This is a genomic window from Streptomyces sp. NPDC048417, assembly GCF_040651615.1.
Taxonomy (GTDB): domain Bacteria; phylum Actinomycetota; class Actinomycetes; order Streptomycetales; family Streptomycetaceae; genus Streptomyces.
Genome location: NZ_JBEZKI010000023.1, coordinates 170,234 through 186,437, shown reverse-complemented (window position 1 = coordinate 186,437; position 16,204 = coordinate 170,234). Strand labels below are relative to the sequence as shown.

Annotated in this window: 15 protein-coding genes, 3 tRNA genes and 1 pseudogene; 8 read left to right on the top strand and 11 right to left on the bottom strand. The window is 71.1% G+C overall.

Going from position 1 to position 16,204, the window contains the following annotated elements:
- Positions 1–246: 246 nt before the first annotated feature.
- From AB0D59_RS33100 to AB0D59_RS33090, 3 genes are all read left to right on the top strand, one after another.
- Positions 247–1,884, top strand: a complete 1,638-nt coding sequence (locus tag AB0D59_RS33100) for an ABC-F family ATP-binding cassette domain-containing protein (RefSeq protein WP_362573420.1) — start codon at positions 247–249, stop codon at positions 1,882–1,884.
- Between the two features lie 98 nt (positions 1,885–1,982).
- Positions 1,983–2,759 carry a dimethylargininase gene (gene ddaH, locus AB0D59_RS33095; protein ID WP_362573417.1) on the top strand — a complete coding sequence of 259 codons (777 nt, stop codon included), beginning with the start codon at positions 1,983–1,985 and terminating at the stop codon, positions 2,757–2,759.
- 227 nt (positions 2,760–2,986) lie between these two features.
- A complete protein-coding gene (locus AB0D59_RS33090; protein WP_362573414.1) occupies positions 2,987–3,961 on the top strand; it encodes an acyl-ACP desaturase in 975 nt (324 codons plus the stop codon).
- A 187-nt stretch (positions 3,962–4,148) separates the two neighbouring features.
- On the opposite strand, the gene AB0D59_RS33085 is transcribed toward AB0D59_RS33090, so the two are convergent.
- Both AB0D59_RS33085 and AB0D59_RS33080 read right to left on the bottom strand, forming a co-directional pair.
- Positions 4,149–4,772, bottom strand: a complete 624-nt coding sequence (locus tag AB0D59_RS33085; protein WP_362573411.1) for a hypothetical protein — start codon at positions 4,770–4,772, stop codon at positions 4,149–4,151.
- A gap of 234 nt (positions 4,773–5,006) precedes the next feature.
- Positions 5,007–5,082 (bottom strand) — tRNA-Trp (locus tag AB0D59_RS33080).
- Positions 5,083–5,106: 24 nt separating this feature from the next.
- Between AB0D59_RS33080 and AB0D59_RS33075 the strand changes: the two are divergent.
- Positions 5,107–5,375 (top strand): annotated as a pseudogene (locus AB0D59_RS33075) (AAA family ATPase); the annotation flags it as partial.
- Positions 5,376–5,388: 13 nt separating this feature from the next.
- Here AB0D59_RS33075 and AB0D59_RS33070 read toward each other — a convergent pair.
- The 5 genes from AB0D59_RS33070 to AB0D59_RS33050 all read right to left on the bottom strand — a co-directional run bounded on the left by AB0D59_RS33070 (position 5,389) and on the right by AB0D59_RS33050 (position 8,582).
- Positions 5,389–6,561, bottom strand: a complete 1,173-nt coding sequence (locus tag AB0D59_RS33070) for a ribonuclease inhibitor (RefSeq protein WP_362573408.1) — start codon at positions 6,559–6,561, stop codon at positions 5,389–5,391.
- Positions 6,558–7,886, bottom strand: coding sequence for an SDR family oxidoreductase (locus AB0D59_RS33065; RefSeq protein WP_362573405.1), 1,329 nt, complete (start codon positions 7,884–7,886; stop codon positions 6,558–6,560). The genes AB0D59_RS33070 and AB0D59_RS33065 overlap by 4 nt, the downstream gene beginning before the upstream one ends.
- A 31-nt stretch (positions 7,887–7,917) precedes the next feature.
- Positions 7,918–7,989: transfer RNA gene (locus tag AB0D59_RS33060), tRNA-Glu, on the bottom strand.
- Positions 7,990–8,000: 11 nt separating this feature from the next.
- Positions 8,001–8,072, bottom strand: a tRNA-Ser gene (locus AB0D59_RS33055).
- 216 nt (positions 8,073–8,288) lie between these two features.
- Entirely contained in the window at positions 8,289–8,582 is a 294-nt protein-coding gene (locus tag AB0D59_RS33050) for a WhiB family transcriptional regulator (RefSeq protein WP_362573468.1), read from the bottom strand.
- Between the two features lie 219 nt (positions 8,583–8,801).
- Between AB0D59_RS33050 and AB0D59_RS33045 the strand changes: the two genes are divergently transcribed.
- A complete protein-coding gene (locus AB0D59_RS33045) occupies positions 8,802–9,590 on the top strand; it encodes a VOC family protein (protein ID WP_362573402.1) in 789 nt (262 codons plus the stop codon).
- A gap of 12 nt (positions 9,591–9,602) precedes the next feature.
- Here the strand turns inward: AB0D59_RS33045 and AB0D59_RS33040 are convergent, their stop codons facing one another.
- From AB0D59_RS33040 to AB0D59_RS33030, 3 genes are all read right to left on the bottom strand, one after another.
- A complete protein-coding gene (locus AB0D59_RS33040; protein WP_362573399.1) occupies positions 9,603–10,640 on the bottom strand; it encodes a LacI family DNA-binding transcriptional regulator in 1,038 nt (345 codons plus the stop codon).
- Positions 10,641–10,760: 120 nt separating this feature from the next.
- A complete protein-coding gene (ligD, locus tag AB0D59_RS33035; RefSeq protein WP_362573397.1) occupies positions 10,761–11,780 on the bottom strand; it encodes a non-homologous end-joining DNA ligase in 1,020 nt (339 codons plus the stop codon).
- 40 nt (positions 11,781–11,820) lie between these two features.
- Positions 11,821–12,378 carry a hypothetical protein gene (locus tag AB0D59_RS33030; protein WP_362573394.1) on the bottom strand — a complete coding sequence of 186 codons (558 nt, stop codon included), beginning with the start codon at positions 12,376–12,378 and terminating at the stop codon, positions 11,821–11,823.
- Between the two features lie 153 nt (positions 12,379–12,531).
- Here AB0D59_RS33030 and AB0D59_RS33025 point away from each other — a divergent pair, with 153 nt between their 5' ends.
- Both AB0D59_RS33025 and AB0D59_RS33020 read left to right on the top strand, forming a co-directional pair.
- Positions 12,532–13,596 carry an ATP-dependent DNA ligase gene (locus tag AB0D59_RS33025; RefSeq protein ID WP_362573391.1) on the top strand — a complete coding sequence of 355 codons (1,065 nt, stop codon included), beginning with the start codon at positions 12,532–12,534 and terminating at the stop codon, positions 13,594–13,596.
- A 121-nt stretch (positions 13,597–13,717) separates the two neighbouring features.
- A complete protein-coding gene (locus AB0D59_RS33020; RefSeq protein ID WP_362573466.1) occupies positions 13,718–14,692 on the top strand; it encodes a DUF3048 domain-containing protein in 975 nt (324 codons plus the stop codon).
- Here the strand turns inward: AB0D59_RS33020 and AB0D59_RS33015 are convergent.
- Positions 14,689–15,153 carry a MarR family transcriptional regulator gene (locus AB0D59_RS33015; protein ID WP_362573389.1) on the bottom strand — a complete coding sequence of 155 codons (465 nt, stop codon included), beginning with the start codon at positions 15,151–15,153 and terminating at the stop codon, positions 14,689–14,691. The two genes, AB0D59_RS33020 and AB0D59_RS33015, sit on opposite strands and share 4 nt — an antisense overlap.
- A 277-nt stretch (positions 15,154–15,430) precedes the next feature.
- Between AB0D59_RS33015 and pcaH the strand changes: the two genes are divergently transcribed.
- A complete protein-coding gene (pcaH, locus tag AB0D59_RS33010) occupies positions 15,431–16,204 on the top strand; it encodes a protocatechuate 3,4-dioxygenase subunit beta (RefSeq protein ID WP_362573387.1) in 774 nt (257 codons plus the stop codon).

The following is a 16,204-nucleotide window of genomic DNA, read 5'->3' as shown; positions in this document are numbered from 1 at the left end:
GCGTTGACACCCCGTTGGGGCCCTCCTACGGTGTACGACGGTTCTGTTGCCGTCGATTGGAGAAGGACGTTGCTCGTCTGAGGATCCGAGACACCGCGTCACACCCGTGAGGTGTGTCTGTGGCGTTCGACCTCGGCGTGCGAGCCGTCCTCCGGCACGGGATCCCTTCCCTGGCCCCTCGGCTGCTGTCTCGCGGTGTCTCGACACACGTCTGTCCCCGACACCGCAAGCAACCGCGAGGCGCCCATGTCTGCTTCCGTCACCTGTACGTCCCTCTCCTTCTCCTGGCCCGACGGCTCCCCCGTCCTCGACGGCCTCGATGTCGCCGTAGGCCCCGGCCGGACCGGTCTCGTCGGCGTCAACGGATCAGGGAAATCCACGCTTCTGAAGCTCATCGCCGGTGAGCTCACCCCGTCCGACGGCACCGTGAAGGTGGCCGGCGAGGTCGGATACCTCCCGCAGAACGTCACCCTCGACACCGCGCTGCGCGTCGACGAGGCGCTCGGCATCGCCGCCCGGCGGGCCGCGCTGCACGCCATCGAGGCGGGCGACGCGTCCGAGGCGCACTTCGAGACGCTCGGCGACGACTGGGACGTGGAGGAGCGCGCCCAGGTCACGCTCGGCGAGCTCGGGCTCGGGCACATCGGACTCGACCGGACCGTCGGCGAGGTCTCCGGCGGCGAGTCGGTGCTGCTGCGGCTGGCTGCTCTGCTCCTGGACCGGCCGGACGTACTGCTGCTCGACGAGCCCACCAACAACCTCGACCTGTACGCCCGCAGGCGGCTGTACGCGGCCGTCGCGTCCTGGCCGGGCCTGCTGATCGTGGTCAGCCACGACCGTGAACTCCTCGACCTGGTCGACCAGATCGCGGACCTGCGCGCCGGGGAGGTCACCTGGTACGGCGGCAACTACTCGGCGTACGAGGAGGCTCTCGCCGTCGAACAGGAGGCGGCCGAGCGCATGGTGCGGGTCGCCGAGGCCGATGTCCGCAAGCAGAAACGCGAACTGTCCGACGCCCAGGTCAAACTGGCCCGCCGCAAGCGGTACGGACAGAAGATGTTCGACCAGAAACGCGAGCCGAAGATCGTCATGGGGGAGCGCAAGCGATCGGCACAGGAGTCCGCGGGCAAGCACCGCATCATGCACGAGGAGCGGCTCAGCGAGGCGAAGGAGCGACTGGACGAGGCGGTGGAGGCGGTACGGGACGACGACGAGATCCGCGTCGAACTGCCGTACACGGCCGTCCCACCGGGCCGCAGCGTGCTGACGCTGGAGAATCTGGAGCTCGCGCACGGCTCGCGGGTGAAGGGGATCCTCGATCTGCGCGGGCCCGAGCGGATCGCGTTGATCGGGCGCAACGGAGCGGGCAAGACGACGCTGCTGCGCACGATCGCCGGTGAGCTGGCGCCGGTCGCGGGCGAGGCGCACGCGCATGTGCCGCTGCGTTTCCTGCCCCAGCGGCTGGACGTGCTCGACGGGGAGCTGACCGTCGCCGAGAACGTGGCCCGGTTCGCGCCGGGCGCCACCAACAACCGGATCCGGGCCCGGCTGGCCCGCTTCCTTTTCCGGGGCGCCCGCGCCGATCAGCAGGCGGCCACGCTCTCCGGGGGCGAACGCTTCCGGGCGGCGCTGGCCGCGCTGCTGCTGGCCGAGCCCGCCCCGCAGCTGCTGATGCTGGACGAGCCGACGAACAACCTCGACATGGCGAGCGTCCGGCAGCTCACCACGGCCCTGGAGTCATATCAGGGCGCCCTGATCGTGGCCAGTCACGATCTTCCCTTCCTGGAGTCGATCGGGATCACCCGCTGGCTGTTGATGGCGGACGGGGAGCTGACGGGCAGCACACCGGAGGAGGTGGCGCGTCTCAGGACGGGCACAGCCTGACGACAGGGGTTTTGTCGACACGGACCCGCCCTGCATGATGGCGGTCCGGCGCCCCCACAATGGGCGCCGGACCGAACCACCGACCCCGGAGACCCGTCGTGCCCAGCAAGAAGGCCCTCATCCGCCGCCCCAGCCCGCGCCTCGCCGAAGGTCTGGTGACGCACATCGAGCGGGAGAAGGTCGACGTCGAGCTCGCCCAGGAGCAATGGGAGGCGTACGCGCAGACGCTGGCCTCGCACGGCTGGGAGACCGTCGAGGTCGATCCGGAGGACGACTGCCCGGACTCGGTCTTCGTCGAGGACACCGTCGTCATGTACAAGAACGTGGCGCTGATCACCCGGCCCGGAGCCGAGTCCCGGCGGGAGGAGACGGCCGGGGTCGAGGAGGCGGTGGCCCGCCTGGGCTGCTCGGTGAACTGGATCTGGGAGCCGGGCACTTTGGAGGGTGGTGACGTCCTCAAGGTCGGCGACACCCTCTACGTCGGCCGCGGCGGGCGCACCAACGCGGCCGGAGTGCAGCAGCTGCGGGCGGTGTTCGAGCCGCTGGGCGCGCGTGTCGTCGCCGTACCGGTGAGCAAGGTGCTGCATCTGAAGTCGGCGGTGACCGCGCTGCCCGACGGAACGATTCTGGGGCACATCCCGAACGTGGACCGGCCCTCGCTGTTCCCGGGTTTCCTGGCGGTGCCGGAGGAGGCGGGCGCCCATGTGGTGCTGCTGGGCGGCGGCAAGGTGCTGATGTCGGCGAGCGCCCCGAAGACGGCGGAACTGCTGGCCGACCTCGGCCACGACGTGGTCACGGTGGACATCTCCGAGTTCGAGAAACTCGAGGGATGTGTGACGTGCCTCTCGGTGCGGCTGCGGGAGCTGTACGTCTGACAGGTGATCGAGTCATCCCTCCGGCCCTGGGACCTGCGAGTCCCGGGGCTGTTCGGCCTGTCCCGATTCGCCCTGGGCACCGCACCTGATCAGCGGTGTTTACGGCGCGCTTAACCTACGGCTTCGTAACCTACGGGTTCGTAGCCTACGATCACGTAGGTTTCCGGCACCGCTCGCCGGTCTTCTCCCGTTCATTCGCTCTTGTTCGGCGTCCCCCTGGAGTTCTCGTGACGATCACTTCTCCCCATCTCGACAGCTCGTCCGCATGGACCGACGCGCGGCTGCTGTACGCCCTGGAGGAAGTGGTCGAGAAGGAGCTGAACCGTCATCTGAAGGTCGCCAAGGACTGGATGCCGCACGAGTACGTGCCGTGGACGGACGCCCGCAACTTCCCCGGCTTCTTCGAGGACGGCGTGGCCTGGGGCAAGGAGCAGTCCAAGGTCACCGAGATCGGCCGGATCGCCCTGGTGGTGAACCTGCTCACCGAGGACAACCTGCCCAGCTACCACCACGAGATCGCCTCGCTGTTCGGCCGGGACGGCGCCTGGGGCACCTGGGTGCACCGCTGGACCGCCGAGGAGGGCCGGCACGGCATCGTGATGCGCGACTACCTGCTCGCCTCGCGCGCGGTCGACCCGGACAAGCTGGAGGCGTTCCGGATGTCGCACATGAGCGAGGGCTTCGAGTCGGACAACAGCCACTCGATGCTGCACTCGGTCGCCTATGTCGCCTTCCAGGAACTCGCGACGCGTATCTCGCACCGCAACACCGGTCACCAGTCCGGCGACCCGGTCTGCGACCGGATGCTGGCCCGGATCGCGACCGACGAGAACCTGCACATGGTCTTCTACCGCAACCTTCTGAAGGCCGCCTTCGACCTCGCCCCCGATCTGACCATGCAGGCGGTGCGGGACGTCGTCGTGAACTTCCGGATGCCCGGCCACGGCATCCCCGGCTTCGAGCGGGCCGCCGCCCAGATGGCCATCGGCGAGGTCTACAACCTGCGCATCCACCACGACGACGTGATCCAGCCGGTGCTGCGCCACCTGAAGGTCCTGGAGATCGACGGCCTCGGCCCGGAGGGTCTGCAGGCGCAGGAGGAACTCGGCCTGTTCATGGGCGGGCTGGATGCGGAGGCCCTGAAGTTCGACGAGAAGCTGGCCGCGCGCAAGGCCCGGATGGCGGCGCGCGCCGGGGCGTGAACCCACCACGGAGGGGCGCGCGGATTTCCCGGTGCGCCCTGCCGGTGGCCTGCGGCATCATGCGCGCATGCGTGCTGACATCACCTCCGGCCGGACGGTCGGCTTCCTGCTGAACCTGATCGACTCCGGGGACGCCGACCGGGTACGCGCGCGTGTCGGAACTGGTCGTGACCGCCGGGGCCATCGCCTAGGACAGGCCCTGCGCCGCCGCCCGTTCCTTGTACCGGTCCGGGTAGCGTTCGGTGAACTTCACCGCCCAGACCAGCAGGACGATGGGGACCACCCAGTTGAACCAGTCGCTCTGTCCGGGCAGACGGATGGCCAGCCAGGTGGAGAGGGCCATCAGCGCGAAGACCACGCCCCAGGCCGTGGTCAGCACCAAGTTGACGTGGGTGAAGACGGGCGAGCCCCAGTACTCGCGCGGCACCGCGTGGCGGGCGTACTGCGCGGTGAAGGGGTCGGAGAGCAGGGAGCCGAGCGCCACGACGGCCACCACCGCGCTGGAGATGACCTGGGCGTACGTCTCCAGCCAGATCAGCTCGTGGCGGTCCAGGGCGAGGGCCAGCACGCAGAGCACGGCGAAGAACACGATGGCGACCATGTCCAGCAGGAAGAACCGGCCCCGGAGCATGTCCTTGCCGGACAGCACGACCGCGGCGACCAGTGCCGCCAGCGCCGCGTACTCCCAGGTGCTGGGGCTCGCGACGACGCCGAAGATGATCCACGGGGCGAAGGAGAAGAAGACGCTTCCGGTGCCGACGGGCTTCTCGGCCCGGGTTCGGAGGGCCGACTGCTGTTCCGTGTGTCCCATGGGAGCTCCTCCCATCGCCACCTGGCTCTCCTACCAGCGTGCCGCGCGAGCGGGCCGTCCGCATGCTCTCCGCTGTGCGGCACCGTCCGGGGGCTCCTGGCGTGGGGAGGGCGGGCGACGGCGGCGCAGAGCGCGCGTCCGCACTGCGAGCCGATGGGCCGCGGCGTCTTCGAACAGCGAGTCTTTCGACTGGCCGGACGCCCTGCCGGCGTCCGTCCAGAAGCCCTTCCAGGGGGCGGGGCGGCCGGATTCGAACCGGCGTGTTCTGGTTTTGGAGACCAGCGCGCCTGCCTCTGCGCTACGGCCCCGCCCTTGCAGCCGATCGTAATGCCGTGGCTGTGACGGTGTGTTCCTCACCGACGACGAGGCACTGTCGGAGACCTCGGCCCGCCGGGGTGATCTGGCCCTCCTCGACCGCACGGTGACGCTGCGGATCACGGCGAACGACACCTCGTGGCGGCGGCATCTCGCGGCCGAGTACCGGCCGTGGGACCTGCGTCCGCTGTTCTCTCCGGGAGCGTCGCTCATCCCGCGCTGCACCAGCTGCTCTCCCCGCGCACCCTCGACCACGGGCCGGCCAACGCGCGCGAGGACTTCCCGCTGCAGAAGGTGAGGGTCAGCCCTCCGGCGGCGCCGTCCGGTGCACACTGCGTACGGCGGCGACGTCGGCCGGGAGCGTCGGTGCCGGAATGTGGGCGCTGAGGTCGTCCAGACGGCGTTTGACGCTGGCGGCGACGCCGGCGCCGAGGCGGTAGCGGGTGGCGGTGCCGGCCTGGGCCGCGTGGTCGAGGAGGCGGTGCGCCTCGCGGCTGCGCATGCCGGTGTGGGTCAGGACGAGATGGGCGAGGCGGTGCTCGGTGCCGGCCAGGCCCTGCCCGATGGTGTCGGCGGCGGCCAGATCCAGCCGGTTGTCCGGCGCCGCGAGCACTGCCGCCGCGCGGACCCGCCCGAGGTCGAGCAGGGTGACGCCGGCCGAGGCCGCCGCCGTCACCAGGCGGGCGGCGGCCGAGGGACCGACGCCGTTGCTGGCGGCGGAGAGCCGGGACAGGCGCCCGTACGGGGCTTGGTCCAGGGCGTCGGCCAGCAGCAGCGCACCCGCGTCGCCCAGCCGGGCCGCGGACACGTACAGTTCGTCGACCGCGCCCCCGGCGACGACGGCGGCCAGCGCCCGGGCACCGGCCTCGCCCAGCGGGTTGCCGCCGGCGAAGAGCCGCTCGATCCGGCGCCCGCCGTCGGCGGCCACCAGCAGCGCGTCGGCCAGCACCGCCGCTCCGGCCGGGTCGAGCCCGGTCTGCACGAGGTCGAGGGTGCGCAGGGAGCGGGCGGACTCGACGAGTTCGGCGGCGGCCCGCCCGCCGCCGCTGCCCAGCGGGTTCCGCTTCAGCCAGACGCCGGTGACGACCTGGGGCGAGGCGCGCAACTGGTCGGCGATCCGGCAGGCGCCGCCCGCCGTGATGCCGTTGCAGCCGAGGTAGAGCGTCTCGACCTCGGCACCGGACCCGGCCACCGCGGCGGCGCCCTCGTCGCCGAGCGCGTCCGTGCCCAGCAGCAGATGCCGTACCGGAGTGGGGCCTTCGCCCAGCGCGTCGGCGATCAGGGCGGCGCCCGCCGCGCCGACGCCCTGCTTGCACAGGTCGAGGCGGCCGTCCGGCAGCGCGGTGCCGGACGCGAAGTCCAGCCGCTCCCCCGCCGGGTGCCCGGCCCGCAACCAGTCGAGCAGCGGGGCGAGATCGGCGGCCGGGGGCGGCACGACGTGCGGCACCCCGGCGAACGTCGGTTCCTCGCTCACCACGGCGCCTTCCGGTAGTCCTTCAGGAACACCCCGGACACCGGATCGCCGGCCTCGCCGCGCACGATCGGGTCGTAGACGCGGGCCGCCCCGTCGACGACGTCGAGGGGGGTGCGGAAGCCCGCGCCCGCCAGCCGGGCCTTCTTCGGCGCCGGGTTCTCGTCGGTGATCCAGCCGGTGTCGACGGCGCACATGTGGACGCCCCGCTCGGCGAGTTCGGCGGCGCTGGTGCGGGTGAGCATGTTGAGGGCGGCCTTGGCCATGTTGGTGTGCGGGTGGCCGGCCATCTTGTTGCGGACGGTGAAGCGGCCCTCGACGGCGGTCACGTTGACGACGTACCGGCGCGGGTGCGGCGAGGCCAGCAGCAGCGGCAGAAGCCGGTCGCAGAGCAGGGCCGGGGCGAGGGCGTTGACGAGCTGGGTCTCCAGGACCTCGGCCGGGTCCAGGTCACCGAGCCGGGCCGACCAGTAGTTGTCGGGAGAGGGGTCGGGCAGCAGCCCCGCCTCGTCGGCCTCCCGCAGCGCGACGGGCAGGGACGCGGCTCCGTTCGCCGACATCCGCAGCGGCGCGAACCCGGGGGCCCGCCGGGCGCCCGGGGGCAGCGCGGCGCGCTCGCCGGAGGCCAGCAGGGCGTAGGACTCGGGCGGTCTGCGCACCGTCTGGGCCGCGTTGTTGACGAGGATGTCCAGCGGCTCGCCCTCCTGCCGCAACTCCTCGCACAGGCCGAGCACTTGACGCGGGTCGCGCAGGTCGACGGCGAGCACGGCCAGCCGGTCCAGCCACTTCGCGCTGCCGGGGGCGGCTTCGAAGCGGCGCACGGTGTCGTGCGGAAAGCGGGAGGTGACCAGGACCTCGGCGCCGTCGCGCAGCATCATCTGCGCCAGCTGGAAACCGATCTTCACCCGGCCGCCGGTGAGCAGCACCCTGCGGCCGCTCAGGTCGGTGGTCAGGGAGCGGCGGGCGGTGTTGTCGGCGGCGCAGCCGGGGCAGAGCCGATGATAGAAGGGGTCGACCTGTCGATAGGGCGACTTGCAGACATAGCAGGTGCGCGGCTTGCGGAAGACGCCCCCGGCGCCGGGCACGGCCAGGGGCGCGTCCTCGCGGCGGTCCAGAGCGCCGGTCGCGGTCGCGGCCATCACCGCGGCGTCCGCCGAGGACACCTCGGTGCCGCGCTCCTTGCGGCGGCGCAGCCGTCCGTCGCGGGCGAAGGAGGCGGCGACCTGCTCGGCGCGCAGCCGGACCGGGTCGTCGACGGGCAGCGCCCGCAGCTTCCCCACCACGTCGTGGAAGGCCGCCAGTTCCGCCTCGGTGATCGCCTCGCTCATCCGTCCCGCCGCCCCGTGTTCCGCCGTACCGTGGTCCCGACCGGATTCGAACCGGCGTATCCGCCCTGAGAAGGCGGCGAGTCTGCCTCTGCTCTACAGGACCTCGTCACGCGGCCCGGACGACCGGATTCGAACCGGCGTGGCCGCCTGAGCAAGGCGGTGCGACTGCCTCTGCGCTACGCCCGGCCGCGTCCCGGGATCGTAACCGGGCCGGGCGAGGATCCCCACGCATTTTCGGGACGGCGGGAGTCCGGCTCTTCCGGGACGACCGTGGTTCAGCTGTTGCCTGGCGGCCGTGGTTCAGCTGTTTCGGCTGTTGCCTGGCGGTCGTGGTTCAGGCTTTTCGGCTGTTGCCTGGCGGTCGTGGTTCAGCTGTTTCGGCTGTTCCCTGGCGGTCGTGGTTCAGCGGGAGGCGCGCCGGAGTTCCAGCCGCTCCTTCTCGGACAGGCCGCCCCAGACGCCGAAGCGTTCGTCGTTGTCGAGCGCGTACTCCAGGCAGGCCGAACGCATCTCGCACATACCGCAGATACGCTTCGCCTCGCGCACCGAGCTGCCGGGCTCGGGGAAGAAGAAGTCCGCCCCGGTCTGCGCGCACAGCGCCTGCGCATGCCAGACCGGGACGGGCGTGCGGGGTGGGATGGTGGTGTCGAAGTGCATGGTCAGGATCGTGCCAAGCGGCGAAAAACGTTCGATCAACGCCCGCTCAACGCAGGCGTGACGGGTCACCGCAGCCTCGATCATGCGCGACGGCACCACGCCTGCGCACGGCGGCGCGCGCAATGGAATCAAAACCCGGCGAGTTTGTCGGATGACCCACGGTAACCGGGTTCCGGTGGGCGCGCTCCGCGGCGATTGTCAGTGGGCGGTGGAAGACTCGGCTCTGCAATGCACGGGACCCTTCCGAGGAGGGCGAAGATGCTCACCACCCGTTTCGTCAACGGCGCTCCCACCTGGATCGACCTCGGCACCCCCGAGATCGACGGCGCCGTCTCCTTCTACAACGGCCTCTTCGGCTGGCAGTTCCGGTCGGCGGGGCCCGACGCCGGCGGTTACGGATTCTTCCAACTGGACGGCAGGACCGTCGCCGGAGGTATGCAGACCACTCCCGAACAGGGCCCGCCGAGCTGGACCGTGTACTTCCAGAGCGAGGACGCGCAGGCCACCGCCAAGACCGCCGAGCAGGCGCACGGCAGCGTCCTCGCCCAGCCCATGGACGTGATGGGCAAGGGCCGGATGGCGATCCTCGCCGACCAGGCGGGCGTGCCCTTCGGTATCTGGCAGCCCGGGCTGACCAAGGGCGTGGACATCGCGGGCGATCCGGGTTCGCTGTGCTGGGTGGAGCTGTACACCCCGGACATCGCGGCGGCCGCCGCTTTCTACCACAAGGTGCTCGGTCTGGAGACCTCCGGAGTGCCCTTCCCCGGCGGCACCTACACCTGCGTCAACCCGGCGGACGGTGACGACGACTCGGTGTTCGGCGGGGTGGTCCCGCTGGCCGAGGACCCGGCCGAGGCGCAGATCGGCGCGTACTGGCTGCCGTACTTCGAGGTCGAGGACCCGGACGCGGTGGTGGAGAAGGCGCAGCAGACCGGTGGCAAGGTGCGGATGCCGGCGACCACGCTGGAGGGCGTGGGCCGGATGGCCAAGCTTGCCGACCCGTACGGCGCCCGGTTCGCGGTGATCAAGGGCGAGCAGCAGAGCTGAGGCAGAGGCGCCCTAGGCGGAGGCGCGCCGCACCAATGTCGTGGGCAGGATGACATTGGACGGCGCGCCCGTCGCCGGCTTGCCCCGGGTCAGGGAGCCCAGCAGCAGCCGGGCCATCAACCGGCCCATCTCCTCTATGTCCTGACGGACCGTCGTCAGTGATGGCTCGGTCTCCTCCGTGACGGGCAGGACGTCGTCGAAGCCGATCACGGCCACGTCCTCGGGCACCCGGCGGCCGCGCTCGCGCAGGACGCGCAGGGCGCCGAGCGCGGTGAGGTCATTGGCCGCGAACACGGCGTCGACGTCCGGGCAGCGGTCGAGGAGTTCGCCCATGGCGCGCTCGCCACCGGCCGGGGTGAAGTCGCTCGGCACGACCAGCCGTGGATCGGCCTCCCCCAGGACGTCCATGACGTCCCGATACCCCTGGAGGCGGTCGGCAGCCGACGTCTGGTCCAGGGGGCCGGTGATATGGGCGATCCGGGTCCGGCCGAGGCCGGCGAGATGCCGTACGGCGTCCCGGGCTCCGCCCCGGTTGTCGCAGTCGACGTACACGGCGCTGTTGGTCCCGTCGCTCCAGCCGGGCCGCCCGCCGAACACCGTGGGGACACCGGCGCCCTCGATCAGGCCGGGCAGCGGATCGTCGAGATGGAGCGAGAAGACGAGCGCACCGTCGACATGGCCGCCGGCGAGATAACGGGCCACGCGTGCATGGTCGTCCCGCCCCTCGGTGAGCAGCAGCACGAGCTGGTTGTCGTGCGCGGTCAACTCCTTGCTGATGCCCCGTAGTTGGAGGGCGAAGAAGGGGTCGGTGAAGATCCGGGTCTCGGGTTCGGCGATGACGACGGCCACCGCGTCGTGCCGCTTGGTCACCAGGCTGCGGGCCGCCTGATTGGGGACGTAACCGAGTTCCTCGACGGCTTTCCGGACCCGTTCGACGAGCGGTTCGCGCACCCCGTCCCCGCCGTTGACCACCCGTGACACGGTGGCCCGGGACACCCCGGCCCGCGCGGCCACGGCCTCCAGTGTGGGGCGCGACACTGCCTGGGACACCTCGGCCCTCCTCATCGGCGGCTGGCGATCAGCATATCCCCGGCCGGGAGGGGTGGCGGGAGTCCTCTCCGGGGCGGGACAGCCTGCCACCGGGCCGGGCGCCCGCCCCAAGTTCGGTCGTCAGGAGGGCTGTTCCGGCCGCGCGCGGCTCGGCTGGACGCGTTTGGGCTCGCCCGGCATCTTCGGGTACTCGGGCGGATACGGCAGGTCGCCGAGGCCGTGTTCGTGTTCGTCGCGGCGGGCGAGTTCCAGCAGGGCGTCCAGGGAGTAGGCGTGGTCGTCCATGTCGGCGTGCACATCGCCGACTTCTGCGAAGCGGGCCGGCATCGTGACGAGGTCGAAGTCGCCCGGCTGGACCTCGTCGACCTCCTCCCAGCGCAGCGGCGCGGAGACCGGGGCGTTCGGGCGGGGGCGCAGGGAGTAGGCGGAGGCGATGGTGCGGTCCCGGGCGGTCTGGTTGTAGTCGACGAAGATGCGCTCGCCGCGTTCCTCCTTCCACCACCTGATCGTCACCTGGTCGGGCATCCGGCGTTCCAGCTCACGGCCCAGGGCGATCGCGGCGCGCCGGACCTGGGTGAAGGTCCAGCGGGGTTCGACGGGCACGAAGACATGCAGCCCCCGGCCGCCGGAGGTCTTGGGCCAGCCGCGCAGCCCGCCGAACTCGTCGAGGACGGCGCGCAGTTCGTGGGCGGCGCGGACGGCGTCGGCGAAGTCGGTGCCGGGCTGCGGATCGAGGTCGATACGGAGTTCGTCAGGACGGTCCACGTCGGCGCGGCGCACCGGCCAGGGGTGGAAGGTGAGGGTGCCGTACTGGGCGGCCCACACCACAGCGGCCTGCTCCGTGGGGCACATCTCGTCGGCGGTGCGGCCGCTGGGGAAGGTGATGTGCGCGGTGGGGATCCAGTCGGGCATGCCCTTGGGCGCGCGCTTCTGGTAGAACCACTCGCCCTCGACACCGTCGGGGTAGCGCTGGAGGGTGGTGGGGCGGTCGCGCAGGGCGCGCAGGATGCCGGGGGCCACGGCCGCGTAGTAGCGGGCGACGTCCAGCTTGGTGAAACCGCGCTCGGGAAAGAACACCTTGTCGGGGCTGGACAGCCGTACGGTCCGGCCGGCCACCTCCAGTTCCACCGCAGCACCCATGCGGCCACCGTAGGCGCACCACCCGCACCTCGCATATCGGTTACACCCGCGGCACGGACCAGGTGACGGCGGGCCTGCGCTGGACGTCGTAGACGATCCGGTCGGGACGGCTGCCCTTGGCCATGCCGAACGTGATCTTCCCGCGCAGACAGCTGCCCGGTCGCACGGTGCCCGCCGAGACGGGATAGGCCGGCGCCGGTACGCCGTATCCCTTGAGCCCGAGCGGCTTGACCTCGGTGCCGTCCTTGAGCCGCAGGGTCCACGGGGACTGCGCGACGATGACGTTGGTGCTGTCGGCGTCGGCGCACGTCTTCACCTCCAGCACGGCCCACTCGGGGTCGGGGAAGTCGGCGAGGTTGGTGGGCAGGCGCACGCCCTTGACGGGCTGGGTGTAACTGACGGCGGTCGTGGTGGCGCTGATGTGAGTGCCGTCGCCGTCGATGTCCTTCCAGTGCCGGCCGGAGCCGAGCGTGAGGACCTTGGTGGCGGCCGACGCGCGGGACGCCTCGGCGCCGGTCGTCTCGGCGCCACCGCCGGTGCAGGCCGTCGCGGTCGCGGCCAGCAGCAGGACAGCGGTGACGGCCGTACGGATACGCATGGATGTTCCCCCGTGGAGCGTGTGTACCGAATGAGCATCATGCTGCCTGTGCGGGCACTGTGCGGAGAGCGTGTCCAGGTTGTGATCAACAAGTGCCGTTCCGAGGCGTGCACGCGACGAGCGGAGCCCGGGGTCCGCTCGTAGAGTCGTGGCATGGATCTGCCGGTGATGCCACCCGTGAAGCCGATGCTCGCCAAGTCGGTGGCGGCGATCCCGCCGGACATGCAGTACGAGGCGAAGTGGGACGGCTTTCGCGCGATCGTGTTCCGGGACGGTGCCGAGGTGGAGCTCGGCAGCCGCACCGGGAAGCCGTTGACGAGGTACTTTCCCGAGCTGGTGGCGGCGCTGAAGGAGCGGGTGCCCGAGCGGTGCGTGCTGGACGGGGAGATCGTGATCGCGCGGGAGGGCCGGCTGGACTTCGACGCGCTGACCGAGCGGATCCATCCGGCGGACTCCCGGGTGCGCACTCTGGCGGAGCGTACGCCGGCCTCCTTCGTCGCCTTCGACCTGCTGGCGCTGGCCGACGAGTCCCTGCTGGACGTTCCGCTGACCGACCGCCGCGCCCTGCTCACCACAGCGCTGGCGGGGGTCACCCCACCGGTGCACCTGGCACCGGCGACGACCGATGTGGACGTGGCCCGGCGGTGGTTCGAGCAGTACGAGGGGGCCGGCCTCGACGGGGTCATCGCCAAGCCGCTCACCCTGCGCTATCTCCAGGACGAGCGCGCCATGTTCAAGGTCAAGCACGAGCGGACCGCCGATGTCGTGGTGGCGGGCTACCGCCTGCACAAGAGCGGCCCGGTGGTCGGCTCGCTGCTGCTGGGTCTGTACGACGACCGGGGCGCCCTCCAGCATGTGGGCGTCTCGGCCGCGTTCCCGATGAAACGGCGGGCCGAGCTGATCGAGGAACTGGGGCCGCTGCGCATGGACGACGTCTCCGGGCACCCCTGGGCGGCCTGGGCGGAGGAGGCCGCCCACGAGTCGGCCCGGCTGCCGGGCGCGCCGAGCCGCTGGTCGGGCAAGAAGGACCTGTCCTGGGTGCCGCTGCGGCCGGAGCGGGTGGCCGAGGTGGCGTACGACCACATGGAGAACGGCGCCCGCTTCCGCCACACGGCCCGCTTCCGCCGCTGGCGCCCGGACCGCACACCGGACAGCTGCACCTACGCCCAGCTGGAGGAACCGGTGCGGTACGACCTCTCGGAGATCCTGGGGTCGTAGCCCCGACACCCCTTCCCCTGGTCGGTCATGCATCGGCTCGTGATCGGTTTCGACCAGGTATGGCCACCGATGAGTCGATGAGCACACAATCAAGGGGACGAACGGGGTGGCAACGGTGGGCATGGGACACGGGGCGCCGACGCGCCGGACCGCGTTGAAGGCGGTGCTGGCCGCGGCCGTGCTGACGGCCTCCCTCACGGCCGGCTGCACCCGGCACGGCACCCCGGACGACGGCCGGGCTCCGCACCGCAGCCAGACACCGGACGGCCAGCACACCGCCGGCACCGGCTCGGTACTGGCCGTGAAGATCGACAACGTCGCCGCGGCCCGCCCGCAGACCGGGCTGGACTCGGCGGACGTGGTGTACGCGGAGCAGGTGGAGGGCGGCCTCAGCCGGCTGATGGCGGTGTACGCCACCAAGCTCCCCGAGGCCGTCGGCCCGGTGCGCAGCGCCCGCGAGTCCGATCTGGAACTGCTGCGCCAGTTCGACCGGCCGACGCTCGCCTTCTCCGGTGCCCAGCGCAAGCTGCTCCCGCTGATCGACCAGGCACCGCTGCGGCCGGAGACCCCCGGCGCGGCGTCCGGCGCCTACTACCGGGGCAGCGACAAGCCGGCCCCGCACAACCTGTATCTCCGCCCCGCCAAGCTGATGGCCGGCGCACCCGGCAAGGCGGCCCTCACCACCGGCTTCCGTTACGGCCCGGCCCCGGCCGGCGGCACGGTCACCGCCACCCGCACCGTGCGGTATCCGGCGGCCCGTTTCACCTTCACCTGGTCCGCCGACGAGAAGCGCTGGCTGGTGTCGCTGGACGGCACCCCGGCCCGGACCACGGCCGGGAAGCGGGTGGCGGCCGGGACGGTCGTGGTGCAGCACGTGCGGATACGTACGTCCAGGTTTCACGACGTGCTCGGCAACTACACGCCGTTCACCGAGACGGTGGGGTCGGGCAAGGCCGAAGTGCTGCGGGACGGGCGGTCGTTCGAGACCACCTGGACGCGGCAGGGGGCCACGGACGGTACGACGTTCACCGGGACGGACGGCAGTCCGGTGGACTTCGCCGACGGACAGGTGTGGGTGGTGTTCGCGAAGGCCTAGGCCTGCGGGACGAGGGGCTCCGTGGGATTGCGCAGCCCCTCCGCGGCGTCCGAGACCCGGCGGATCAGATCGAAGAACTGGGTCTGCTCCTCGGCCGACAGCGGAGCCAGGAAGACCTGGTTCATCCGGGCGGTGCGCACGGTGAGCTTGCGGTGGGTGCGCAGCCCGTCGTCGGTGAGGCGCAGCAGGAAGCGGCGGCCGTCCTGCGGGTCGCGCACCTTGTCGACGAGCCCGCGCCGGCCGAGCCGGCTGATGACCTCGGCGATGGTCGACCGGTCCAGACCCACCCGCTCCCCCACCGTGCGCTGGTCCAGCCCCGGCTCGGCGACGAGCGCGTTCAGGACGGCGAACTGCGGCGAGGTGATCTCCTCCGAGACCATCGTGTTCCACAGCAGGTAGTGAGCCTGCTGAAGCCGTCGGGCCAGGTGCCCGGGGTGGGTGGTGAGGTCCACCGCGGCCATATGCGCCCCCAAGGTCCGCTTCCGAATTGATTGGTGCACTGAACAATACTCGCAGTCACCACATCCTGTCTGTACACCCGTCTGCCGTCATCCAAGCTCTTGACGGGTGACAGCACCAGTGGCAGCGTGAAAGATGTCTCGCTGAAATACTCAGTGCCCTGATTAATTCCTTGATCGAGATGAGGTTTCGCGGATGGGCCGGTCGCGCCCACGCGGCGGAGCCGCACATCGATACAGCCCCGCGCCGGTGACGGGGCGCTCACGCCTAGGACTTTCCATGACACTCACCCAGACCGACATCGACCGCGAGATCGCCGCCGAGCACGCCGAGTACGAAAAGCGCGTCGCCGAGGGCGCTCCCGTCGAGCATCACCCCCGCCGGGACTACGCCCCCTACCGCTCCTCCGCCCTCCGGCACCCGAAACAACCCCTGGTCGCCATCGACACCAGCAAGGATCCGGAGCTGGTGGAGCTGCACTCGCCCGCGTTCGGGGAGCGGGACATCACCGGGATAGACAACGACCTGACCCGGCAGCACAACGGTGAGCCCATCGGTGAGCGCATCACCGTCTCCGGGCGGCTGCTCGACCGGGACGGCCGGCCGGTCCGGGGGCAGCTGATCGAGATCTGGCAGGCCAACTCGGCGGGCCGCTACGCGCACCAGCGCGAGCAGCACGACGCCCCGCTGGACCCGAACTTCACGGGTGTCGGCCGTACGATCACCGACGCCGACGGCGGTTACCGTTTCACCACCGTCCAGCCGGGCCCCTACCCCTGGCGCAACCACCTCAACGCGTGGCGTCCGGCGCACATCCACTTCTCGATGTTCGGTACGGCGTTCACCCAGCGGCTCGTGACGCAGATGTACTTCCCGAGCGACCCGCTGTTCCCGTACGACCCGATCATCCAGTCGGTGACGGACGACGCGGCCCGGCAGCGCCTGGTCGCCACCTACGACCACAGCCTGTCCGTGCCGGAGTTCTCGATGGGCTACCACTGGGACATCGTGCTGGACGGCCCGCACGCCACCTGGCTCGAAGAAGGGCGCTGA